23 protein-coding genes and 1 tRNA gene are annotated in these 22893 nt (G+C 59.5%); 16 read left to right on the forward strand and 8 right to left on the reverse strand.

From position 1 onward, the window contains the following. Positions 1-42: 42 nt before the first annotated feature. From nrdF to serB, 3 genes are all read left to right on the forward strand, one after another. Positions 43-1026 carry a class 1b ribonucleoside-diphosphate reductase subunit beta gene (nrdF, locus tag U1140_RS08600; RefSeq protein WP_369847217.1) on the forward strand — a complete coding sequence of 328 codons (984 nt, stop codon included), beginning with the start codon at positions 43-45 and terminating at the stop codon, positions 1024-1026. A gap of 612 nt (positions 1027-1638) precedes the next feature. Next, complete coding sequence (ctaD, locus tag U1140_RS08605) at positions 1639-3396, forward strand: aa3-type cytochrome oxidase subunit I (protein WP_369847218.1); 1758 nt, start codon at positions 1639-1641, stop codon at positions 3394-3396. Between the two features lie 240 nt (positions 3397-3636). Continuing rightward, the gene (serB, locus tag U1140_RS08610; RefSeq protein ID WP_369847268.1) at positions 3637-4923 is read left to right on the forward strand and encodes a phosphoserine phosphatase SerB; all 1287 of its coding nucleotides are present in this window, start codon (positions 3637-3639) and stop codon (positions 4921-4923) included. An 87-nt stretch (positions 4924-5010) separates the two neighbouring features. On the opposite strand, the gene U1140_RS08615 is transcribed toward serB, so the two are convergent. Both U1140_RS08615 and U1140_RS08620 read right to left on the reverse strand, forming a co-directional pair. Further along, complete coding sequence (locus U1140_RS08615; RefSeq protein WP_369847220.1) at positions 5011-7137, reverse strand: ATP-dependent DNA helicase; 2127 nt, start codon at positions 7135-7137, stop codon at positions 5011-5013. Beyond that, positions 7138-8457 carry a nicotinate phosphoribosyltransferase gene (locus U1140_RS08620; RefSeq protein WP_369847221.1) on the reverse strand — a complete coding sequence of 440 codons (1320 nt, stop codon included), beginning with the start codon at positions 8455-8457 and terminating at the stop codon, positions 7138-7140. It lies immediately after the preceding gene. A gap of 111 nt (positions 8458-8568) precedes the next feature. On the opposite strand from U1140_RS08620, the gene clpS reads away from it, so the two are divergent. From clpS to U1140_RS08660, 8 genes are all read left to right on the forward strand, one after another. Beyond that, the gene (gene clpS / locus U1140_RS08625; RefSeq protein WP_306515265.1) at positions 8569-8904 is read left to right on the forward strand and encodes an ATP-dependent Clp protease adapter ClpS; all 336 of its coding nucleotides are present in this window, start codon (positions 8569-8571) and stop codon (positions 8902-8904) included. Positions 8905-8993: 89 nt separating this feature from the next. Further along, a complete protein-coding gene (locus U1140_RS08630) occupies positions 8994-9527 on the forward strand; it encodes a DUF2017 domain-containing protein (protein ID WP_369847222.1) in 534 nt (177 codons plus the stop codon). Positions 9528-9568: 41 nt separating this feature from the next. After that, entirely contained in the window at positions 9569-10612 is a 1044-nt protein-coding gene (locus U1140_RS08635) for a P1 family peptidase (RefSeq protein WP_369847224.1), read from the forward strand. A gap of 52 nt (positions 10613-10664) precedes the next feature. Continuing rightward, positions 10665-11375, forward strand: coding sequence for a rhomboid family intramembrane serine protease (locus U1140_RS08640; protein WP_369847225.1), 711 nt, complete (start codon positions 10665-10667; stop codon positions 11373-11375). Positions 11376-11415: 40 nt separating this feature from the next. Then, a complete protein-coding gene (gene murI / locus U1140_RS08645; protein ID WP_369847226.1) occupies positions 11416-12264 on the forward strand; it encodes a glutamate racemase in 849 nt (282 codons plus the stop codon). Between the two features lie 69 nt (positions 12265-12333). Then, a complete protein-coding gene (locus U1140_RS08650) occupies positions 12334-13107 on the forward strand; it encodes an MBL fold metallo-hydrolase (RefSeq protein ID WP_369847227.1) in 774 nt (257 codons plus the stop codon). Between the two features lie 63 nt (positions 13108-13170). Further along, entirely contained in the window at positions 13171-13983 is an 813-nt protein-coding gene (rph, locus tag U1140_RS08655) for a ribonuclease PH (protein WP_369847229.1), read from the forward strand. Beyond that, positions 13983-14624 carry a non-canonical purine NTP pyrophosphatase gene (locus tag U1140_RS08660; protein WP_369847231.1) on the forward strand — a complete coding sequence of 214 codons (642 nt, stop codon included), beginning with the start codon at positions 13983-13985 and terminating at the stop codon, positions 14622-14624. Before rph ends, U1140_RS08660 begins: the two co-directional genes overlap by 1 nt. 28 nt (positions 14625-14652) lie before the next feature. Here U1140_RS08660 and U1140_RS08665 read toward each other — a convergent pair whose 3' ends face one another. Next, positions 14653-15015: a DUF3817 domain-containing protein gene (locus U1140_RS08665; protein WP_369847232.1), complete on the reverse strand. Its 363-nt coding sequence runs from the start codon at positions 15013-15015 to the stop codon at positions 14653-14655. Continuing rightward, positions 15015-15452 (reverse strand): hypothetical protein, encoded by a 438-nt coding sequence (locus U1140_RS08670; protein ID WP_369847233.1) that lies wholly within the window; start codon positions 15450-15452, stop codon positions 15015-15017. Before U1140_RS08670 ends, U1140_RS08665 begins: the two co-directional genes overlap by 1 nt. Before the next feature lie 72 nt (positions 15453-15524). Here U1140_RS08670 and U1140_RS08675 point away from each other — a divergent pair. Next, positions 15525-15606, forward strand: a tRNA-Leu gene (locus tag U1140_RS08675). Between the two features lie 568 nt (positions 15607-16174). Here the strand turns inward: U1140_RS08675 and U1140_RS08680 are convergent. Beyond that, the gene (locus tag U1140_RS08680) at positions 16175-16786 is read right to left on the reverse strand and encodes a class I SAM-dependent methyltransferase (RefSeq protein ID WP_369847235.1); all 612 of its coding nucleotides are present in this window, start codon (positions 16784-16786) and stop codon (positions 16175-16177) included. A gap of 61 nt (positions 16787-16847) precedes the next feature. Beyond that, on the reverse strand, positions 16848-17684 hold the full coding sequence (locus U1140_RS08685; RefSeq protein ID WP_369847236.1) for an SDR family oxidoreductase: 837 nt from the start codon (positions 17682-17684) through the stop codon (positions 16848-16850). A 382-nt stretch (positions 17685-18066) separates the two neighbouring features. On the opposite strand from U1140_RS08685, the gene U1140_RS08690 reads away from it, so the two are divergent. The 4 genes from U1140_RS08690 (at position 18067) to acpS (ending at position 21630) form a co-directional block, all read left to right on the forward strand. Beyond that, positions 18067-18969, forward strand: coding sequence for an SPFH domain-containing protein (locus U1140_RS08690; RefSeq protein WP_369847237.1), 903 nt, complete (start codon positions 18067-18069; stop codon positions 18967-18969). 127 nt (positions 18970-19096) lie between these two features. After that, positions 19097-20530 carry an adenosylmethionine--8-amino-7-oxononanoate transaminase gene (locus U1140_RS08695; protein ID WP_369847270.1) on the forward strand — a complete coding sequence of 478 codons (1434 nt, stop codon included), beginning with the start codon at positions 19097-19099 and terminating at the stop codon, positions 20528-20530. Beyond that, entirely contained in the window at positions 20527-21192 is a 666-nt protein-coding gene (gene bioD / locus U1140_RS08700) for an ATP-dependent dethiobiotin synthetase BioD (RefSeq protein WP_369847239.1), read from the forward strand. Before U1140_RS08695 ends, bioD begins: the two co-directional genes overlap by 4 nt. Next, a complete protein-coding gene (gene acpS, locus U1140_RS08705; RefSeq protein ID WP_369847241.1) occupies positions 21193-21630 on the forward strand; it encodes a holo-ACP synthase AcpS in 438 nt (145 codons plus the stop codon). A gap of 38 nt (positions 21631-21668) precedes the next feature. On the opposite strand, the gene U1140_RS08710 is transcribed toward acpS, so the two are convergent. Together U1140_RS08710 and bcp are read right to left on the reverse strand one after the other, a co-directional pair. Next, the gene (locus tag U1140_RS08710; RefSeq protein ID WP_369847242.1) at positions 21669-22289 is read right to left on the reverse strand and encodes a TetR/AcrR family transcriptional regulator; all 621 of its coding nucleotides are present in this window, start codon (positions 22287-22289) and stop codon (positions 21669-21671) included. A 75-nt stretch (positions 22290-22364) separates the two neighbouring features. Next, a complete protein-coding gene (bcp, locus tag U1140_RS08715; protein WP_369847244.1) occupies positions 22365-22835 on the reverse strand; it encodes a thioredoxin-dependent thiol peroxidase in 471 nt (156 codons plus the stop codon). Positions 22836-22893: the final 58 nt, after the last annotated feature.

Consider the following 22893-nt stretch of genomic DNA (forward strand, 5'->3'; position numbering starts at 1 on the left):
CTCAATTTTAATCGAAAAACACCGACGGAATGAGGTATTCCCATGGCAATTGGTGCTGCCCCAAACGACCCGAACAAACCCGTCAAAGCCATCAACTGGAACACCATCCCGGATGATAAAGACCTGGAGGTCTGGGACCGGCTGACCGGCAACTTTTGGCTGCCAGAAAAAGTTCCCGTTTCTAATGACATTCCCAGCTGGAAGACGCTGACGGACAAAGAAAAAGAGACCACCATGCGGGTCTTTACCGGTTTGACGCTGCTAGATACCATCCAGGGAACCGTCGGCGCGGTGACCATGCTGCCCGATTGCCAAACCCCGCACGAAGAAGCCGTGATGACGAACATCGCGTTCATGGAATCGGTGCACGCGAAATCCTATTCCAATATCTTCATGACGCTCGCCCCGACGCCGATGATCAATGAGGCCTTCCGCTGGTCGGAAGAAAATGAGCGCCTGCAGCGCAAAGCCCGCATCGTGCTGGATTACTACCGCGGCGATGATCCAGACAAGCGCAAAGTAGCATCGACGATCCTGGAATCGTTCCTGTTCTATTCCGGTTTCTACCTGCCGATGCACTGGTCCTCGCGCGCGAAGCTGACCAATACCGCCGACATCATCCGCCTGATCATCCGCGACGAGGCCGTGCACGGCTACTACATCGGCTACAAGTACCAGCAGTCGGTGAAAAAGCAGTCGGCTGAGCGCCAGGAAGAGCTGAAGAACTACACCTTCGAGCTTTTGTTTGAGCTTTACGAAAACGAGATGCAGTACACCGAGGATCTTTACGACGAACTCGGCTGGACCGAAGACGTCAAACGCTTCCTGCGTTACAACGCGAACAAGGCACTGAACAACCTCGGATACGAGGGAATGTTCCCCGCCGATGAGACGCGCGTGTCGCCGGAGATCCTCTCTGCGCTGGCGCCAAATGCCGACGAGAACCACGACTTCTTCTCTGGTTCCGGTTCGTCCTACGTCATGGGCAAAGCTGAGCTGACGACCGACGACGACTGGGACTTCTAGGCCCGCGGCCTCGGCGCACCGGCGGAGTGTAGGGCGGGGGGCCTTCTGCGGGGCGGCTGGGGCACCGCCCTGCACGTTTTGCAAATAGTGCCGCTAAAACCCCCGATTTTTGATGCCTATTTGCAAAACGGGCCAATTTCGTCCGGTGCCGAACGTCGTCAACCAATTACGCACCAAGCTTTTCGCGCAGTACCGTCGAAAGTATGACACCAACCGGGGGATTGTCCGAGTTCCGGAAAGTTGAAATTTTCACAACAACCTCAGCAGTCACGGTGGGATAGCTCACCTCCGGCGGGGTGACGAACCAGTCACAACCGCCCGCCTGGCAGCTGAGGTTTTTCGCGTTCTCGCACTTAAGCCGTCTATCGGCAGGGGAGAAGCGGTGGGGTTTCGGGTGTCGTCGTCAAGCATCGGAGTGGGGCCGGCTAGCACGGCAAACTTGGCCGCAAGACAAACGAAACGCGAAGAAAAACTAAAACGTTCAGTGGTTACCTAAAAAGCTCGCAGTGTCCTAATATAAATACACGTAATTAATTGGCATTTTCTGTCTTTCGAGCGATCCCTGTTGGGTGCGTGGGAAGTCGGCGAATGCTTTCGTAATTAGGAGGAATTATGACCGCTGTGGCGCCACGGCTCGAAGATTACGTCGAGCCAACACGTCCTCAACCAACGGGGCATGAACGCACCGGGTCTAAGGCGTTGACAATTCTTTCAACCACTGACCACAAGCAGCTGGGCATCATGTATTTGATCATGTCCTTCAGCTTCTTCTTCCTCGGTGGCTTGATGGCGCTGTTGATCCGTGCTGAGTTGTTCACCCCAGGCCTGCAGATGCTGTCCAACGAGCAGTTCAACCAGCTGTTCACCATGCATGGCACTGTGATGCTGCTTTTGTTCGCAACTCCGGTTGTCTGGGGTTTTGCTAACTACATCTTGCCGTTGCAGATCGGCGCCCCGGATGTGGCTTTCCCGCGTCTGAACGCATTCGGTTTCTGGATCACCACCATCGGTGGTTTCGTGATGCTGGCTGGTTTCCTGACCCCAGGCGGTGCCGCTGACTTCGGTTGGACGATGTACATGCCATTGGCTGACTCGATCCACACCCCAGGCTTGGGCGCTGACTTCTGGATCGTCGGTGTTGGTGCTACCGGTGTCGGTACCATCGCTTCTGCCGTGAACATGCTGACCACCCTGCTGACTCTGCGCGCACCAGGCATGACCATGTTCCGCATGCCAGTGTTCTGCTGGACCATCATGGTTGCTGCAATTCTGGCACTGATGATCTTCCCGGTTCTGACCGCCGGTGCTCTGGGCGTTTTGTACGACCGTCAGCTCGGTGGCCACATTTATGACCCTGCCAACGGTGGCGCCATCCTGTGGCAGCACCTGTTCTGGTTCTTCGGCCACCCAGAGGTTTACGTTCTGGCTATTCCTTTCTTCGGTGTTATTTCTGAGATCGTTCCGGTCTTCTCCCGGAAGCCAGTCTTCGGTTACATCGGCCTGGTTTTCGCGACGCTGTCCATCGGTGGTATGTCGATGGCTGTGTGGGCACACCACATGTTCGTTACCGGCGCGATCCTGCTGCCGTTTTTCTCGTTCATGACCTTCCTGATCGCCATCCCAACCGGTATGAAGTTCTTCAACTGGGTCGGCACCATGTGGAAGGGCCACATCACTTGGGAAACCCCAATGATCTGGGCCATGGGCTTCCTGACGACGTTCCTCTTCGGTGGTATGACCGGTGTCATGCTGGCGTCGCCACCACTGGACTTCCACCTGGCAGAGTCCTACTTCCTGATCGCTCACTTCCACTACACCCTGTTCGGTACCGTTGTGTTCTCCGCTTTCGCGGGTCTGTACTTCTGGTTCCCGAAGATGACCGGCCGTATGTTGGACGAGCGCCTGGGCAAGATCCACTTCTGGTTGACCTTCATCGGCTTCCACGGCACCTTCCTGGTGCAGCACTGGGTCGGCAACATGGGTATGCCACGTCGTTACGCTGACTACGTGGATTCCGACGGATTCACCATCTACAACCAGATCTCCACCGTTTTTGCTTTCTTGCTCGGTGCTTCGGTTCTGCCACTGGTATGGAACGTCTTCAAGTCCTGGCGTTACGGCGAGATCGTCACCGTCGACGACCCATGGGGCTACGGCAACTCCCTGGAGTGGGCAACCTCGTGCCCTCCACCACGCCACAACTTCGTCTCCATGCCCCGCATCCGTTCGGAGCGTCCAGCATTCGAGCTGCACTACCCGCACATGGTTGAGCGTATGCGCGCCGAAGCGCACTCTGGTCACCACGACACCAGCTCGCACGAGCAGCCACGCCAGGTTGAAGCCGGTTCTGGTGCCCACGCGAAAAATTAATACACCCGGCAATGCTGACGTTGGTCCTGCTGTCTAGCCACAGCGGTGCAGCAGAGCTCGCCAGCGCCAGTTAGTGTGTTTCACCCCCGCGCCCATCCACTCCTAGTGGGCGGCGGGGGTTTCGCTTATTCTCATATCCGGAAGTGCCCTCTTCAAGTGCTTTCTGCACGAAACTAGCCCCGTCATCCGCCGACAGAGAAATATTTCAAGGACCTAACTGTGAACCGAGTTAATACCGCAGTGCCCACCGACGCCGCAAAGCCCAGTGACGGCGTAGAACCTACCGTTCGTCTCCAAGACGGCCTGCGCAGCGCAGTCATTATCGTTAGTGGTAAAGACAAAAAAGGTGTCTCCGCAGAATTTTTCCGTGTGCTCGCCAACTATGGCGTGCAATTACTCGATGTGCAGCAATCAGAATTCCTGGGCCACCTGCAGCTCGCGGCGTTTACTGGCATTGCTGATGAACACTTCGCGGAATTATCGACGGCGCTAGAAACCGCGCTGCACCCGCTGGGCCAGCAGGTCACCATCGAATACAGAACCGAAGACGAAAACCTGCTGCCAGATCCACGCTCGACGCACGTCGTCGTGGTTTTGGGTAACCCGGTGACGGCAGCGTCGGTGTCCGCGATCGGCGCCACGCTGGCTAACCACGGCGCAAACATCGACCGCATCCGCGGCATCGCCGATTACCCGGTGACCGGCCTGGAGATTTTCGTTTCCGTGGCCAACCCCGCGCCTGGTGCGAGCGAAGACCTCCGCGGCGCATTGGCACAGCTGACCAGCAACCTGGGCGTAGATATTGCTATCGAGCGGGCCGGGCTGGCACGCCGCGGTAAGCGCCTGGTGTGCTTCGATTGCGATTCCACCTTGATCACAGGAGAGGTGATCGAGATGTTGGCAGCGCATGCCGGCCGCGAGGCAGAGGTCGCTGCGGTGACCGAACGGGCAATGCGCGGTGAGTTGGACTTCGAGGAATCCTTGCGCGAGCGTGTGAAGGCGTTGGCTGGTTTGGACGCATCGGTGGTGCAGGACGTCGCCGACGCTATCGAATTGACCCCGGGTGCACGCACCACGCTTCGCACGCTTAACCGCATGGGCTATCGCACGGCGGTCGTCTCTGGTGGGTTTATTCAGGTCTTGGAAGATCTTGCCGAAGAGCTCGAACTGGACTACGTCCGCGCAAATACCCTGGAGATCGTGGAGGGCAAGCTCACCGGTCGGGTCATTGGACCGGTGGTTGACCGGGCAGCGAAAGCGAATTTCTTGGCCGAATTTGCTGCAGATTCTGGCTTGACGATGGCCCAAACCGTCGCAGTCGGTGATGGCGCCAATGACATCGACATGATTTCTGCTGCTGGTCTGGGCGTGGCATTCAACGCGAAACCGGCCTTACGCGAAATCGCTGATACGGCCGTGAGCCACCCGTTTTTGGATGAAGTGCTGTACATCATGGGCATTCCGCGCACCGAGATTGATACTTCGGATCGCGAAGACGGCAGCTACCACCGCGTCGCACTGGACTAGCCTGAACTATCCTGAACTAGCTGCTCGTACCAGCGTTGAGCCGAGCACCAGCATTAGCAGCAAGCGCCGAGCCCAGCCACGGCAGCGCTAGCCTTGCACCAACCTCTTGAGCGCGCCCAGTACGGTCTTTTTATCCTGGGTGCGCCAAAACGGCGGCAGCGAGGACAACAAGAACTGCCCGTAACGTTTCGTCACCACGCGGTTATCGAGCACCGCGACGACGCCGCGGTCGGTGACGGAGCGCAACAAACGGCCTGCTCCCTGCGCCATCAACAGCGCAGCATGGGTGGCAGAGACTTCCATGAAACCATTGCGCCCAGCAGCCTTGGCCGCCTCCGAGCGCGCCTGCAACAAAGGATTATCCGGCCGCGGGAACGGAATCCGGTCCATGATCACCAGAGAACACGCCTTACCCGGCACATCCACGCCTTGCCACAGCGTCAAGGTGCCGAACAATACCGAGTGCTCTTTCGCGCTGAACTTTTCGACGAGCGCCCCAATCGAATCCTCGCCCTGCACATAAACCGGGAAGGGTAGCTTCGGCCGCAGTTCGTCGGCAGCCTGAATCGCGGCTCGTTTCGAAGAAAACAGCCCGAGCGTGCGCCCGCCGGCGGCCATGATGAGCTCGCGCATCTCCTCTAAGGTTTCGGCGGCCAGACCATCGCGGCCCGGTTGCGGCAGGTGCCGTGGGGCATACAAGATCCCAGACTTCGCCGGATCAAACGGTGTGCCCGCATCCAAGCTGTCCCATTTCCCTTTCGGCAGCCCCCATTGCGCGCCCATCGCGTCGAAGCGCCCACCCAGCGTCAGGGTCGCTGAAGTCAGCACCACGGTGTTTTCGCCGAACAAACGGTCGCGCAGCAAATCTGCCACTGACAGCGGCGCGACCTGCAGGGTATCGCCATAGCGCTCGTTTCGTTCCAGCCAGACGACGTCGTCCTGTGCGGCGGGATCGTCTGTTTCGAAGACTTCCTGGATCCGGTGCACGGTCTCTTCCAGGGTCGCCAAGTGGTTGCGCAGATTATTGCGCTCGGCTGCGGTCTCTGGCTCGTTCGCGGCCTCGCCTTCCGGCGCGTCTTTCAACGTCGCGCGCAGTGAATTCAGCGCGTCGGCAATCGCCGTCAGCTCAGAATCGGCGTTGTGGTCGAGATCGGTCCAGCGCCCGTCGTCAAGCGCTTCGGTAGTGATGCGCCACTGCTCGGCGAGATCCTTCAGGCGCGAATCCTTGCCCTCTGCACCGAGCGGCCCGGCGCGGTTGGCGGCCAAGGTCAGCGAGCGCGGGGAGAGCTCCGCGGTGGTGGCCGAGGTGATGCGTGCGTCGAGCTCGTGGGCCTCGTCGATGATCACGCAGTCGTGTTCGGGCAGGGTATCGATCTCAGAAATGGCGTCGATGGCGAGCATCGCGTGGTTGGTGACGACGACGTCGACTTCGCGGGCAGCCTGGCGGGCTTGTTCGGCGAAGCATTCCACGCCGTGTGGGCAGCGGGCGGCGCCGAGGCATTCTTGCGAACTGACGGAGACGTGGCGCCAGGCGGCGTCGCTGACGCTGGTGTCGAGGTCATCGCGGTCGCCGGTCTCGGTTTCTTGGGCCCAGTCGTGCAGGCTGGCGATTTGTTTGCCGAGCCAGGTGATCGGTTCTGGGGTGCCGCGTGCGGCGCTCGTACCGCTTGTCGACGGGGTGGCGGCGTCGGCTTCGTGTTCGGCTTGTTCTGCGTCGGCGGCGAGTTCTGGTTCCAGCTGTGCTTGTGCGATTTTGTTCATGCACAGGTAGTTCGAGCGGCCCTTCATGATGGCGAAGGTCGGCCGACGCGACATGACGGGCTCGAGGCTATCTGCCAGCCGTGGCAGGTCGCGTTCGATGAGCTGGCGTTGCAGGGCAAGCGTGGCGGTCGAGACGATCACGCAGGTATTGGTCTGTTGGGCATGCCGAAATGCTGGCACCAGGTAGGCGAGTGACTTGCCGGTGCCGGTGCCGGCCTGCACTGCGAGGTGGCGCCCAGAGCCTAAAGCCTTGTCGACGGCGTTGGCCATGCGGCGCTGCCCGGGACGGTCCGAGCCGCCAAAACCCGAGACCGCAGTGGCCAGGAGTTTTTCGGTGCTTGCGGCATCGGCTGCAGCACCCGAGGGGTTGTCTGCACCAGCGCCAGAACCAGCGCCAGCGTCCGAACCAGCGGAGCCAGCAGAACCTAGGTCACCAGCGAGCGAGTCTGCCATCTAAAAACCAGCCAAACGGGTGGGAACTGCAGGTTCACCCCGGCCCAGCGCCAAACCTTCCCACGGCAGGCTGGCAATACCAGCGGCAACCAGCTCGCGGGAGGCTTGCAGATCATCCACACCGTCGACGATTTCACCGTCGCGGATCAGCGGGATCGTCAATTCACGGGTTTCTGCCCCTGAATGCTCCGGCGTGGCACTACCCAGCGGATAGATGATTTCTTCGATCGCTACCCCGGTGGCGCGGTAGGTGCGCAGCCCGGCTTTCGTGCCGCCGTCGGAGACCTTTCCGGACGAGCGCTTCGAGACAGGCTTGCCTTCGACTTCCACGAGCTTGTACACCAGTGAAGCGGTGGGAGAGCCCGAACCTGTGACCACGGAAGTACCCACACCGAACACGTCGACGGGATCGCCGCGTAAACCAGCAATTGCGAATTCATCGAGGTCGGAAGAAACCACGATCTTGGTCTCGCTCGCGCCAAGCTCATCGAGTTGTTTGCGCACCCGGCGGGTCAGCGCACCTAGGTCACCAGAATCGATGCGCACACCCCCGAGCGCGGTTCCGGCGGCTTCGACGGCGTTGATCACGCCTTGGGTGATATCGAAGGTATCGACCAGCAGCGTCGTATCTGCACCGTGGCGGGCGACTTGAGCGGCAAAAGCTGCTTTTTCATCGGGCTGGCCATTGTCGTCGACATGCAGCAGTGTCCAGGCGTGGGCGGCGGTACCTTGCGCGGGGATGCCGTAACGGCTGGCAGCTTCCAGGTTCGAGGTGGCATCAAATCCAGCCAGGTAGGCAGCGCGCGCGGCGGTGACCGCGGAATATTCGTGGGTGCGCCGTGAGCCCATCTCCAGCATGAAACGGCCATCAGCAGCACAGACCATACGCGCAGCCGCAGAAGCCACGGCAGAATCAGCGTTCAAAATCGACAGCACGACGGTTTCCAACACGACGCATTCGGCAAACGTGCCGCGCACCGTCAAAATTGGCGAGGACGGGAAATACAATTCGCCTTCGCGGTAGCCGTCGACCTGCCCGCTGAAGCGGTAATTACGCAGGTATTCGATGGTTTCTGGTTGCAAGAAATCCAGTTGTTCCAGCTGGGCTTCCGTGAAGCGAAAATCGCGGATCGCCTCGAGCACACGGGCGGTACCAGCGACGATGCCGTAGCGGCGTTCCGTCGGCAAGCGTCGGGTGAAAACCTCGAAGGTGACGTTGCGGTGGGCGGTGCCGTCGGCAAGCGCGGCTTCGAGCATGGTCAGCTCGTATTTATCTGTCAAGAGTGCGGTCGAAGCGCCGGTGGGCTGCAAAGAATTCACACCCGCCAAGGATACACCCGGGTTGCTTGGCGACGGGCCCTGGCCTGCATGTCGACGGCGGCTGGTGCGCGGGTCCGGAAATCGTGGGGTGGAGACAGTAGAATGGCTGGCATGTATACGCGCATGTCTGATGCTATGAACGTGACCGCGTCCAGCCCGATGGCAAGCCCGGAGTTGGATGAGGAAGTCGACGTTGAGGTCGCTACCAGTGCGAATCTGCCGTGGATGTGCATCGTCTGGGATGATCCCGTCAACCTCATGAGTTATGTGACCTACGTGTTCCAAACCGTTCTGGGGTATTCGAAATCCCGTGCGCAGGAGCTGATGATGCAGGTGCACTCCGAAGGCAAAGCCGTGGTGAGCTCTGGCGAGCGCGATAAAGTAGAAGCCGACGTAAAAAAGCTGCACACCGCCGGGCTGTGGGCGACGATGCAGCAGGCTGGCTAAATCTCGACCTGGCTAGCGCTCAAACTGCTAGCCCCGTCCCAGCCCCTACCCGCTGATTACCCGTTGACAACCTAAGGAGCTTTCGAGACATGCAACCGTGGCGCAAGAAGAAAGGGCTGCGACGCACCCCGAAATTCCAGACCGTACTGGATCCCATCGAGCGCGAAGCGATGGGCGATATCATCGCCGCGGTCGTCGAAGCGATCATCGCGCGTGCGCAGTCTGCCCCGAAAGACGAGCTGGCCGAGATGATGGACATGCCATCCGGCCACAAAGAAGCCCCGGAAGACCCCGCCTTGGCGCGGCTGTTCCCAGATTTCCAGCGCGAAGGCGACGAGGAATACGACGGCGATCGCTCCCTGCTGCGCTCGTTGCACGAAAATGACATTGCGCGTGCGAAGCTGCAGAACCTGCAGTTGGTTTCGGAGAAAGTTAACGACGGCGTCGAGATCACCGTGGACGAATCCGAGGTGCATGCCTTTGTGGCTGGCTTGAACGACGCGCGGTTGTATTTGGCAAATACTGATAAGAAAGTTTCCGAGTTGATTTCCGACCGCGACGCGTTGGTGGAATGGCTGGCGTATAACCAGGATTCCCTGCTCAACGCGATGCTGGAAGATTAGCCGCGGGATACAGGCCGGAGTACGCGATGTTGGAGTATGCGATGCTGGATCCTGCAACACCGCCGCCTGGGGTCGGGGTAGGCCACGTCAGCCTGGGCGATACCGGGGTGACAGTGGTGAGTTTCGCCGCAGCAGACTCCGGGCACGGCGCAGTGGCTAGTGTCGACGTCCGTGGCGGTGGTCCGGGCACCCGCGAGACGGATTTATTAGCTCCAGAAAATACCGTTGGTGCAGTACAAGCGATTGTGCTGGCCGGCGGTTCTGCGTATGGGCTTGCCACTGCCGACGGTGCGATGGCAGAACTCGAGGCACGCGGGGCAGGCTTTCGCGTTTTCGGCCCAGACCACGCTGGCCCGGTGGTGCCGATCGTGCCAGCCGCGGTGATTTTCGACCTCGCGGTGGGCGATCCCCACAACCGGCCAGGTGCCGACCACGGCCGGCAAGCCACGGCCGCAGCATTCGCAGACCACACTGCACTCGCGGACCACACCGGCGGACGCGCGCCGGGTTGCTTGGCGACGAGTTCGGTCGGTGCTGGTTGCGGTGCGACCGCAGGAAAACTGCGCGGTGGTTTCGGTCAAGCCAGCACCTTTGCCGCAGGCTATCGCGTGTGGGCAGCGGTGGTCGCTAATCCGGTGGGCGAGGTGATTGATCCCGCGACGGGCAAACTCTACGGCGACCCAGAGCGCGCGCCAGTTGATACCGCAGCTTTCGCGGAACTTCCCAGCCCAGCGGCGGCGTTGAATACCACCATCGGGGTGATCGCCACGGATGCGCCGGTCGATAAAGCCCAGCTGCGTCGGTTAGCAATGTGCGGCCACGATGGCATTTCGTGGGCCGTGCGACCTGCCCACAGCCCACTGGATGGCGATACTTTGTTCGCGGTTTCCACCTTTGCTAGCTCTGCTCATTCCACCGACTCGTCTACCATGGTGGAACCGGCGAAGGTAGATACCGAAACCATGACAGCGCTGTGCGCGGCAAGCTCACAGGTGGTCTGTTCCGCCATCGTGGATGCGGTGGTCCATGCCGAACCCGGCTATGACCTGCCGACGTATGCACGTTTAGCCACCGGCGCAGAGTAACAGCCACCGGCGCCGAGTAGCAGCCGCAGATAACGAGGAGACGACGCACCCGATGGAACCAAGCTTCCGCCGACCGCCCCGCGACAATTTCCGCCAGTTCAACCCGAACTACTCCGGTGCCCACAACCCTGGCTTTTCCAATTCACCAGCGCCACTGAATTCGCAGGTGCCAGCGCAACGCGGTGGCGCGAACCCCGCGCGCGTTGGGGTGGGGCATCGGCTGAAAACCGGCATGAGTTACGCCACGACCTACGTCGTCGTGATCTGGGCCGTGCACATCGCCAACGAGTTTGTCCTGGGCGGGTCCTTGCTGGCCTATGGCGTACATCCGCTGGATACCACCGCCTGGTGGACAGTATTTACCGCGCCGCTGATCCACGGTAATTTCGCACACTTGATCTCGAATACGGTGCCCGGCGCGTTATTTACGTTCTTTATTGCTGCTTCCGGGCGTTATGTGTGGTTGAAGTCTACGCTGATCATCGTGCTGGTCGCCGGGATGGGCACGTGGTTGATCGGCGGGGTTGGCACCGTGCACATCGGTGCTTCCGGTGTGCTGTATGGCTGGTTCGCCTACCTGCTGGTGCGCGGCATTTTCAACCGTAGTTTGGGCCAACTGGCTATCGGCGTGGTCATCGCGAGCGTATATTCCGGTCTGATCTGGGGGATCTTTCCGACGATGCCCGGGGTGTCCTGGCAGGCGCACTTGTGCGGATTCATCGGCGGCGTTGTCGCCGGGGTCATGGTGCGCAACGCGAAGTAGGCGTGTCGTCGTCAAGCGGTAGCGACTACACTACGCAAGCGTGAGCACTACCGAGACCACCGCGAACAACGCCACCCGGCTTGACCCTGAAGCACCCATTGGGATTTTTGACTCCGGTGTCGGCGGATTGACGGTTGCTCGCACGATCATGGACCAGCTGCCGAATGAATCGGTGCTGTATATCGGCGATACCGCCAACGGCCCATATGGCCCCCTACCGATCGCGCAGGTGCGCAGCCATGCCCAACGCGTTGCCGATGAGCTCGTCGACCGTGGCTGCAAAATGTTGGTCATCGCCTGCAACACCGCCACCGCGGCCTTTTTGCATGATGCCCGTGAGCGTTACGACGTGCCCATCGTCGAGGTCATCCAACCCGCCGTGCGCCGCGCGATGGCCACCACCCGCAACGGCAAAATTGGCGTTATCGGCACCAGCGGAACCGTGAAATCCGGTGCCTACCAAGACATGTTCCGTCTCAACCCTGCGGTTAGCGCCCGGGCGGTGGCCTGCCCGTCGTTCGTGGATTTCGTCGAACGGGGCATTACTTCTGGGCGCCAAATCTTGGGGGTCGCGCAAGGCTATGTGGAACCACTGCAATCGGCCGGCGTCGACACGCTGGTGCTTGGGTGCACGCACTATCCGTTGCTGTCTGGCGTCATCCAGCTGGCGATCGGCGAGGATGTCACCTTGGTCTCGTCGGCAGAAGAAACCGCCAAAGACGTGCTGCGGCAACTGACGGAACTCGACTTGCTGGCCAGTGGCAAAAATCAACAACGGGTTTTTGAATCCACGGGTGATCCGGAGAAATTCGCCGAGCTTTCCCAGCGTTTTCTCGGCCTGGGCGTGGGCGAGGTCACTCAATCTGCACCAGGCGTCGGCACGGCCTAAACTAAAAGGATTATAGAAAGAAGTTGCCGCTGTATGAGTGGCAGCTGTGATGCAACTGGGATAGACATCATGAAACTCACAGTCCTTGGATCCTCGGGATCGGTGCCCTCGCCGGGTAACCCGGCCAGTGGCTACTTGCTGACGTTTACTGATCCATCCGCTGCGCCCATCATCGTGGATTTTGGTTCCGGGGTGTTTGCCGCGCTGCAAGAGCTCGTTGAACCAGGGCAGTGCCACATGGTGCTTAGCCACATGCATGCCGACCATTGCAGTGATTTTCCCGGACTCATGGTCTGGCGTCGTTTTCACCCTACCCGGCATGCCACCGAACGCCACCGGTTGGCTGGCCCGCAACACACCGTGACGCACCTGGGGCGCATGAGCGGTAATAACCTCGACGAAGTTGATGACCTGTCCGATACCTTCGATTTTGTCCCCTTCGAGCACGGGGTGGACCAGGTTTTTGCGCAGGCCACGATCACCCCGTATCGCACTGTGCACCCGACCGAAACCTACGCGATGCGCATTACTGATCACACCACGGGCAAGGTGATCGCATATTCGGCAGATACTGCGTATACCGATGCGCTGCTGGAATGCGCCCGTGACGCCGATTATTTTTTGTGCGAGGCCGCGTGGGGGCCGACCGCGAAAGACAAGATATCCGGAATGCATTTGTCGGGAGCTGATGCCGGCGAGTTAGCAACCGCAGCTGGGGCCAAAGCATTGGTGCTTACCCATCTGCAGCCCTGGGGCGATGAAGCGGCGACGGTGCAGGCTGCGCAAAAGTATTACGACGGCCCGGTTTCGGTGGCAAGGCCTGGCGACGAATACGAGGTTTAGGCGGGCTGGCAGCTCGATCTCACTTGCTCCAGCACCCGATCCAGCGCGGGTATGCTTGCTGTCATGTCTGATTTTCAGCGAGCTGATCAACGTGCCCTCGACGAACTACGCCCCGTGCGCATTACCCGCGGTTTTACCTCCAACCCCGCTGGTTCGGTGTTGGTGGAATTCGGTAATACCCGCGTGATGTGTACCGCCTCGGTCTCCGAAGGCGTGCCGCGTTTCAAGAAATTCTCCGGCGAAGGCTGGCTGACCGCCGAATATTCCATGCTGCCTTCTGCCACCCACGAGCGCATGCCGCGCGAGTCCATGCGCGGAAAAGTCAAAGGACGTACCCACGAGATCTCCCGTTTGGTCGGGCGTGCGCTGCGTGCTGCGGTGGACCTGAGCGAGCTGGGCGAAAACACCATCAACCTGGACTGTGACGTCTTGCAGGCCGACGGCGGGACCCGCACTGCCGCGATCACCGGTGCCTACGTGGCGCTTGCCGACGCGATTGCCGTCCTGCAGGAACAAGGCGTGGTGCCTGGCGAGCCACTGCTGGGCCCCATCGCGGCGATCTCGGTGGGCATCATCGATGGCCACGTGTGCTTGGATTTGCCGTACGAAGAAGACTCCCGCGCCGAGGTTGACCTCAACGTGGTGATGGATGCACACGGCGATTTCGTGGAAATCCAAGGCACTGGCGAAAACGGTGTCTTCGGCCGCGATGAACTCGATGAGATGCTCGATGTGGCACAACAAGGCTGCTACCAGTTGATCGAGGCCCAGCGTGCGGCGTTGGCGAAACCAATCGGCGCTGCCGGTGCTGTCGGTGCCAGCGGTGACGGTGCCCAGGCAGACGCGCACGATGCCTCGCAGGGCGGTGATGTTTAGTGCAGATCTTGCTCGCATCAAATAACTCGAAAAAGCTCGCTGAACTGCAGCGTATCGTCGCCGATAACGAGGCCTTGGCAGGCCGCGGCGACGTGGAGATTATCGGCACCGCGGATGCTCCGGCCTACGACGAACCCGTGGAAGATGGTCGCACGTTCTCCGATAACGCCCTGATCAAAGCCCGCGCCGGGGCGCGTAACACCGGGCTGGTCACCATCGCGGATGATTCCGGACTGGCCGTCGACGAGCTGGCTGGTATGCCGGGTGTGCTCTCGGCGCGCTGGTGTGGCGAGCACGGCAACGATGCCGCTAATAATGAATTGCTGTTGGCCCAGCTTGCTGACGTCCCGGATGAGCGCCGTTCGTGCGCCTTTGTGTCTGTCTGCGCGCTGGTGACCCCGGATGGGCAGGAGCACGTGGTGGAAGGCCGCTGGGAAGGCCAGCTGTTGTGTAGCCCGCGCGGGGAGAATGGTTTTGGCTATGATCCGCTGTTTGTTCCGGATGCAGAAATCGAGCGCGCCGGTAGTATTGCCCAGGCGCGTAGTTCCGCGCAGCTGAGCCCGGAAGAAAAAAATGCTGCCTCGCACCGTGGCAAGGCATTGGCCCAGCTGGTTCCCGTATTGGTGGACCTGCTGGATTAACTAGCGGCCGGTCACGGCGTGGCCGTTGCTAGCGGACGTCGGCAAGCTGAAATTCGGTGGTGATTTCCTTGCGGCGTTTCGCCTCCATCCAGAAGGAGAAAAACGGCACCACACCGGATAGGGCAGTGGTTAACCATTTCACCGGCTCCCAGCGTGCCTTCAACCCCAGGTTGATCACGCTGAGCACGAACCCGGCATAGACCCAGCCGTGGGCGACGCCGATGAAGGTTGCCCAGGTGGGGATCTCCAGGCCCAGGATGTATTCGCAGAACATCCGCCCGACCAAAAACAGCAGGAAGAAGCCGGTGACAAACGCTAGCGCCGAAAAGATGCTCAGCGCGGTGCGTACGCGTTTTTGGCGCTCGGGATTAATGGTTTTTTGCTTGCTCACTAGCTGTCCTTTTTCTCTGTAGGGTGCTGCTGATGTGCTTGACGACGGCGCGCCGACGGGTCTGCCAGTTTGTTGAACGCTGCGACGTTGTCGTTGCGTCGGGTGGGCAGGAATTCTTCGTCGATGGCTGTCACCGTCTTGTCCAGTTTGTGCTTGTCTGCGACATACGGCTGGTTGTCGGTTTCGGAATCGTTTTCTTCGGCCAGTTTTTCGTTTTCGTAGCGCAAGATCATGCGGTAAGCGAACACGGCGAACCCGGCGAAGAGTGGCCATTGCAGGGCATATCCGAGGTTTTGGAAGGTTCCAGAGCCGGATTGGAATCGGGTCCACTGCCACCAGGCGAGACCGAAGAAGCAAATGACGACGATGGCGAGCAGGACGAGGTGCCACCACCGCACGCGGATTTTGGTGCGCTTGTCATTTTGCGAGTCCTTCACGGCCTCAAGATTACCTAACTGGTGGCCGAAGTTGGCGGTTGCGGTGGTGTGCGCTAGACTAAGTTTTCGCAAGCGCCCGTGGCGGAATTGGCAGACGCGCTGGATTTAGGTTCCAGTGTCTTCGGACGTGTGAGTTCAAGTCTCACCGGGCGCACTATTTTTACCCCCGGTGCCAGGTGTTTTTGCTGGTAGCGGGGGTATTTTGGGGTTAATAGGCAAGAAGTGTGGGGTATGCGGGCTAAGTAGCAAAAAATGTGTCTGGCCGGGTCGTCGACCAGAGTAATGTGTCTTTTTTACAAATAGGCCACCTGAAACCGGCCTTTTTCGTCCACTATTTGTAAAAAAGACACAATAGACATGATTACCGGCGATGGGCTAAGCAGGTGAAGAAGCAAGAGCGGGAGATATGCGGGATATGCGACAAAAGTGAAGTGTCCCGGGTTTTGTTCCTAGGCATTTGCCTTGATTACCATTATCTCGTCACCCCCGGGTTCCGACCCAAAACCCTGGCTCTTACCCCAGTACGACCAATGCAGGCGCCATGCAGTCGCCTTGCTGGTGGGCTTTAGCTGCCGGTAATTGGCTCGATCTAGCTCACCTCTTCCTCTCTCCGTATCCAATGTTTCCAAATTTTGTTCAGGGGGTACTGCCCTGGGGATACCTGAAAAGAGCTGATCATGTTTGAACCAACATAATTATTTTTCGCTAGGCGCACACGGTTGCTACCGGGGACGACGCAAAACTGCGATGAGGAAGTCGGAGTCTGTATCGAATGGTTCGATGTTGAAGCTGGAAAGCAACAGGTCTTGCGCGAAGCCGGCCTCGGTGCATGAATCCAGGAATTCTCCGAACCCCCAACCACGACCCGCCCCAAACGCGAGCACCGCGCGACCGCCTGGGCGCAGCGGGGTATAGAGATTCGCGATGGCGTTTTCACGATCAGCCGGGTCGATAAAACCAAGCACGTTGCCGACACTGAAAACTACATCGAAGCTGTCGCGCAGATGTCCCAGTTCTGGTTGTTCGTAGAGCGTGGCAGAGCCGAGATCGCCGACGTGCCATTCGCCTTTTGGGAAATCATGCTTTGCATGGTTAATAAGCACTGGGTCCAGATCGATTCCGGCGACGGTGTGGCCGCGTTCGAGCAGCGTGCCACCGACGCGGCCGGTGCCGCAGCCAGCATCCAAGATTTTTGCGCTACGGGGGCTTAGTGCGTCGATAAAGCGGGCTTCGCCGTCGATGTCTTTACCCTCGGCGACGAAGCGTTTCCAGCGCGCAGCGTAATTTTCCGAGTGCGCAGGGTTGTTGCGGGTGAGGTCATTCCAGGTAGGCATGACCTCATTCTAGTGCTCGTTAGCTACCCCGTGCGAGGGCTTGTGCCTGGCAATGGTGGAGCTATTGTGCGATCAGTTTGTTTATAAACCGCACCGCGATCGACGGGGCAAACCGGGCACTATAACGCATCAGCAACGACGGCATGCCCACCGAATACATGATGCGGTTGCGGATCAGTCGGTTGGAAGGGTGCACGGCCTGCCAGATTTTGTCTGCAACCTGTTCTGGGGTCAGATTCACACCCAATCGCTTGATCGATTCCGCATCACCGCTGGCCAGATTGGTTTTCGCCCATAACGGCATGATGTTGACCACGCGAATATCGTCTTTTTCCCATTCCAGTTCGAGTGCCTGGCTAAAGCCCTGCACATAAAACTTCGAGGCCGAATACGGGATGATGTGCGGCTGGCCGTAAATGGAACTCGCCGAGCCCATGTTCACCAGGTGCGCGCCCGGAGTCTTGCGTAGGTACTGGTGCGCCGCCCGCGCGCCGAAGGTGATACCCGTGCAGTTGATGGTGATCTGCGCTGCGATGAGGTCGGGGTCTTGGTCAGTGATATCGCCAAAACCGATCACGCCAGCATTGTTGTCCAGTACCGTCAGCGTGCGGCCGGTGTAGGAAGTGAAATGTGACAGGGCTTCTTCCCATTGCTGCGCATTGGTGACATCCAGGTGCCCGATGATCAGTTGCGGATATTCGGATTGGAATTGCTCCAGGCGGTCGCCGTCGATGTCATAGGCGCCGACGACCCACCCAGCATCCAGGAATTTCGTGGCGACGGCTTTGCCGATACCCGTCGCGCCACCGGAAACGAAAATGCTCTTTGGTGTGGCGCGGGTCGGTTCGGTGGCAGTGGCAGTCTGTGTGCTGGTCGAGTGGTGCTGTGCTGAACTCATGCTCACAGGGTACGCGAAAAAATGGGAATATGTGTCTTAATTAACATAAAACTGTAATAGTGATTCTTCATGCGGCGCGGTTGTCGCTGCTGCATGACGATGACAGCCGCAGTAGCTGTCTGCAAGCGTGCTATTGGGTGCTCCTGGCAGTGGGGCCAAACCAGCAGCGTTCACGGCAGCGGGTGCCAAACCAGCAGCGTTCACGGCAGCGGGTGCCAAAACAACAGCGGCATGGAAAGATGAGACTAAGAAAAGGCTGTGGTTTTTGTACTGCTGTCATACCGTGTAGCACCATCGTCGTGTAGCTGCATCGCCATGCAGCACCGGCGCTGTGCTTAGCATGTACCAGATCGACCATGCACCAGACTGAAAGGTTGCGCTCATGTTTTTGCTCTCTGCCCTGGGGATCCTGATTGTTTTATTGCTCCTCGCGGCCACGTCGTCAATCTTCACTGTGCAAACCCGCCAAGCCGCCGTCATCGAACGCATGGGCAAGTTCCACCATGTCGCGCACGCGGGGTTGAACATCAAAATCCCGTTCGTCGACCGAGTGCGAGATCGGATTTCGCTGCAGGTGCAGCAGCTGGACGTGATGGTAGAGACCAAAACCCAGGACAACGTCTTCGTGCAGATCCCGGTCGCCGTGCAATACCAAGTTGTCGAAGGCCGTGAGCGCGAGGCTTACTACCTGCTGTCTAACCATGAGCAGCAGATCATCGCTTATGTGCAGGACAATGTGCGCTCGTCGGTGGCGGGAATGAAGTTGGACGAGTCGTTTTCCTCCAAGGATGATATTGCCCGCAACGTTGCGGAATCGCTGCGCGACAACATGGCGGAATACGGCTGGCACTTCGTCAACACCCTGGTTACAGATATTCGACCCGACGCCAAAGTGCGTGATTCTATGAACGCCATCAACGCCGCCCAGCGTGAGCGCGATGCCGCCGTCTCGCAGGCGGAAGCCGAAAAGATCCGCATGGTCAAAGAAGCCGAAGGTGCAGCTGAGGCCCGCCGTCTACAGGGCCGTGGTGTTGCTGACCAGCGTAAAGAAATCGTCGAAGGTATCGCGGCACAGTATGAATTGCTGCGTGCGGCCGGAATTGAAGAATCACCAGAGGTGCTCATGTTGGTCTCGCAGTACCTGGACGCGATGGTCGATGTCGCTGGCAATGGCTCCTCGAATATCATGTTCATGCCGAATAACCCCGGAGGCATGGGCGAGCTTTTCGACGGCATGCGTAACGTGTTGTATTCGTCGAAGCTCAGTGCCGACGGGGATAAGTAGCGCGAGCGAAAAGCAACCGAGATAAATAGCTGAAAGTTTGCAGGGGATAATAACAGTGTCCAACGGGTCCAACGTGTCCGATGCATCTCACGTGTCTCACGCGTCCAACGCATCTGCTGTGTCTGCTGTGTCTGTTGCGCGCGACCAGGAACAGGAACTAAGTGCACGCGAGATTTCCGCTATTGATGCCCAACACATTTGGCATCCCTACGCGGCACCCGGAGCACCGACCCGCGTGGTGCGCTCCACCGATGGTGTGTACCTGGAGCTTGTCGACGACAACTGTGCTGGCGACGTCGACGGCGCAAATACAGACTCAGTTGCCGATACCGACTCAGCTGCCGACGAGTCGCGGGAGCAGTTGCACGATGAGTCGCAGTGGGTCATCGATGGCATGAGCTCGTGGTGGGCTGCGTGCTTTGGGCACTCACACCCACGGCTCGTCGCCGCTGCCCAGCGCCAGATCGACGCGATGAGTCACGTGATGTTCGGCGGGCTGACACACCAACCCGCGGCCACGCTGACCCGCAACTTGCTGGAACTGACCGAGCACCGCTACCAGCAGGTGTTTTATTCGGATTCTGGCTCGGTGGCAGTGGAAGTCGCCATCAAAATGGCGCTGCAATATGCCCGGGGCGCGGCAGGTGCATCTGCGAGCCCACAGAACCAGCGCACCAAGTTGTTGACCTGGCGCTCGGGCTATCACGGCGATACTTTCCAAGCGATGAGCGTGTGCGACCCCGACGGTGGCATGCACTCGCTGTGGAGCGGAACCTTGAAAGAACAGATCTTCGTGCCAGCACCACCGACTCGCGGCGCCACCGCGCAGCAGCGGGAAGAATATCTGCGGGTCGTGGAAGCAGCCATGAGCGATGAGGTCGCCGCGATGATCATCGAACCCGTCGTCCAGGGCGCAGGCGGGATGCGTTTTCACGATCACGAATTGCTCATCGGCATCCGAGAATTGTGCACGCGCCATGGAATCGTGCTGATCGCTGACGAGATCGCCACTGGTTTTGGGCGCACCGGCGACCTCTTTACGACGCACGCCGCCGGCATCACTCCGGATATTTTGTGCGTCGGCAAGGCTCTGACCGGCGGATTCATGTCGATGGCGGCTACGCTTGCTACCCAAGAAGTCGCAGAAACTATGCAGCCTGCCGCGTTGATGCACGGCCCGACGTTTATGGCGAATCCGCTCGCGTGTGCGGTGGCTACAGAAGCGACCACGATGGTCCGTGAAGGTGCCTGGCGTGCCCAAGTTGCCCGCATCGAATCTGAGCTGGTAGCCGGGCTTAGCCCACTGCGTGAGCAACCCGGTGTGGCCGATGTGCGGGTGCTCGGAGCGATTGGTGTCGTAGAGATGGAACGCGACGTGGACATGGCGATCGCGACTCAAGCCGCACTCGATGCAGGGGTGTGGATCCGCCCCTTCGGCAGGTTGGTGTACACGATGCCGCCGTATATTTGCAGCGGCGTAGAGGTCGCCAAGATTTGTCAGGCGATTGCGCGCATTGTTGCCGCATGCGGCCGTGATGCTGCAGAGGAGCTACAGCCATGATCATTACGGGGACGGGAACCGGTGTCGGCAAGACCATCGCGGCTGCTGCGCTGGGCTGGGCCTGGCAACAACCAGTGCTGAAACCCCTGCAGACCGGTGACGATGACGATGCAGCGGTGATCGAAAAATTCTCCGGTGTTTCCGGTGCTACGTATCGCCGCTACCCAGATCCATTGGCGCCGAACCTTGCTGCTGCGCGCGCCGGGATGGCCCAAGCTGATCGTGATGAGGTGGGGCAGTGGATTTCGGATTATCGCGCAGAGCATGGTGTGTGCCTGGTTGAAGGTGCCGGCGGGTTGCTGGTGCGCCTGGGCACTGACCGCAAAGGGCGTGAGTTCACGGTTCTGGATCTAGCGAAGGATCTCGGCGAGAAAATCGTGGTCGTCACCAGCACCGGGCTGGGTAGTTTGAACATGGCAGAACTGACCGTGCGTGCCGCCGATGCAGCCGACATTGAAGTAGCCGGGCTGATCGGTGGGGCACTACCCGAAAACCCCGACCTAGCGACCAGCCTGAACTTGCAGGAACTACCGCGCGTGACCGGCACCAACCTCTGGTTTAGCTTGCCGACGGGAATTGGTGAGTCCAGCCCGGAAGAGTTCCGGGCGTGCGTCGACAAGCTTGGGGTGCCTATGTTTCATACGGTCGCGGGGTTGCAATAAATGCGGGTATCGATCGGCACTGATCTGGTGCACGTCCCTGGTTTGCAACAGCAATTAGAGACTCCCGGTTCGAGTTTCGGCCGGGTGTTTAGCGATTTTGAGTGGCGCAGCGCCAGGGCTAGCGCCCATGGGAAATACGTGCATCTGGCTGGGCGTTGGGCCGCGAAAGAGGCCTTTATCAAAGCGTGGGCGCAGGCGCGTTATGGTAGCCCGCCGTGGTTGCGCGAAGAAGAGATCGTGTGGTCGGCGATCACGGTGCGCCCGGATCGCTGGGGCAGGCTCGCGCTGGATTTTAGCCCGCAGTTAGCAGCTGAACTCACCGCTAGCATCGGCGAGTTCGAGCACAGCATCAGCATTAGCCACGACGGTGACTACGCGAGTGCAACCTGCGTGTTGTATTCCGCATTGTCCGACGCAGACTCGTCAGACTCAGACTAAATCACTGTGCCCAACCCACTGCGCGCGAGCGTTGCGCGCTAAATCGTCGCCACGCTGAACAAATAGGCGACCAGCATGCGCTTGGTCTCGTCCACGGTGCGGGCAAACGCCGCGGCATCATCGCCCTGCACACCAAAGTTCATCAACGAGACCACCGTGTGCACAAGCAGCCCGGCGAGCTCATCGCGTGCGGCGGCATCCATCTCTGGTGCCAGCGGGCGCAGCGCCTGGGCGATAATCGCCAGCATCTCCTGCTGCGTATCAGCGGCGGTAGCGCGCGTAGCCGGCGTGGACTGGATCGCATGCCACACGGCACGACGCGAAGGGTCTTCGCTCCACATCTGCGCGATGTGGTCAATAAAACCTTCCAGCACCTCCGGCCATTGCGGCGCCGGGATTTGCGCAGAAAAAGATTGCAGCGCGCCGACGGTTTCCGCGGTATCGACGCGATCAAGTTCGCAGATCATCGCGTATTTATTCGCAAAAAACTGATAGATGGTGCCGATCGGCACCTCGGCGCGCCGGGCGACTTCATCGAAGGTGAAAGACTCAAAGCCGACGTCGACAAGCACGCTGCGCGCAGCCTGCAGGATGCGATGAAAACGCTCCCGACTACGCGCCTGGGATGGCCGACGCCGCGGCACCAGAATTTCTGACATCGGCTTGCCTACCCGCCTTGTCTTGTGAAGTCTCTGCTTATAGGGCCGCGGAATGCGCCGCAGGCCCTGGTGAGGTTAGCTCTCGAGATCCGGCAGGTCACGCACCACGCGAGCGACGTGACCGGTGGCTTTCACGTTGTATTGCGCCAGCGAGATCGCCCCGTTGTTGACCAGGAAGGTCGAACGGATAACACCCTGGACTTTTTTGCCATAGTTGTTCTTCTCGCCGAAAGCGCCGTAGGCTTCCATGACTTTCTTGTCGACGTCGGAAAGCAACGGGAAGTTCAAGTCGTGATCTTTTTTGAACTCCGCGAGTTTTTCCGGCTTGTCCGGGGAGATCCCGACGACGTCGATGCCGAGGTCGTTGAGCTGGCCGAGCGAATCACGGAAATCGCAGGCTTCTTTGGTGCAACCTAGGGTGTTGGCCTTGGGGTAGAAATAGACCAATACGCGTGAATAATCCGAAAGTTTCGTGATGCCGCCCTCCTCGTTAGGCAACTCGAAATCGGGTGCAGCATCTCCTACGCCAAGTTGAATATTGCTCATGCCTAACACCATACCGGCTTGGCAGGCCGTCGGGTAGGCGCTGGCGGGTAGTGTGACG

The sequence above is a fragment of the Corynebacterium drakensteinense genome (assembly GCF_041224285.1).
GTDB lineage: Bacteria > Actinomycetota > Actinomycetes > Mycobacteriales > Mycobacteriaceae > Corynebacterium.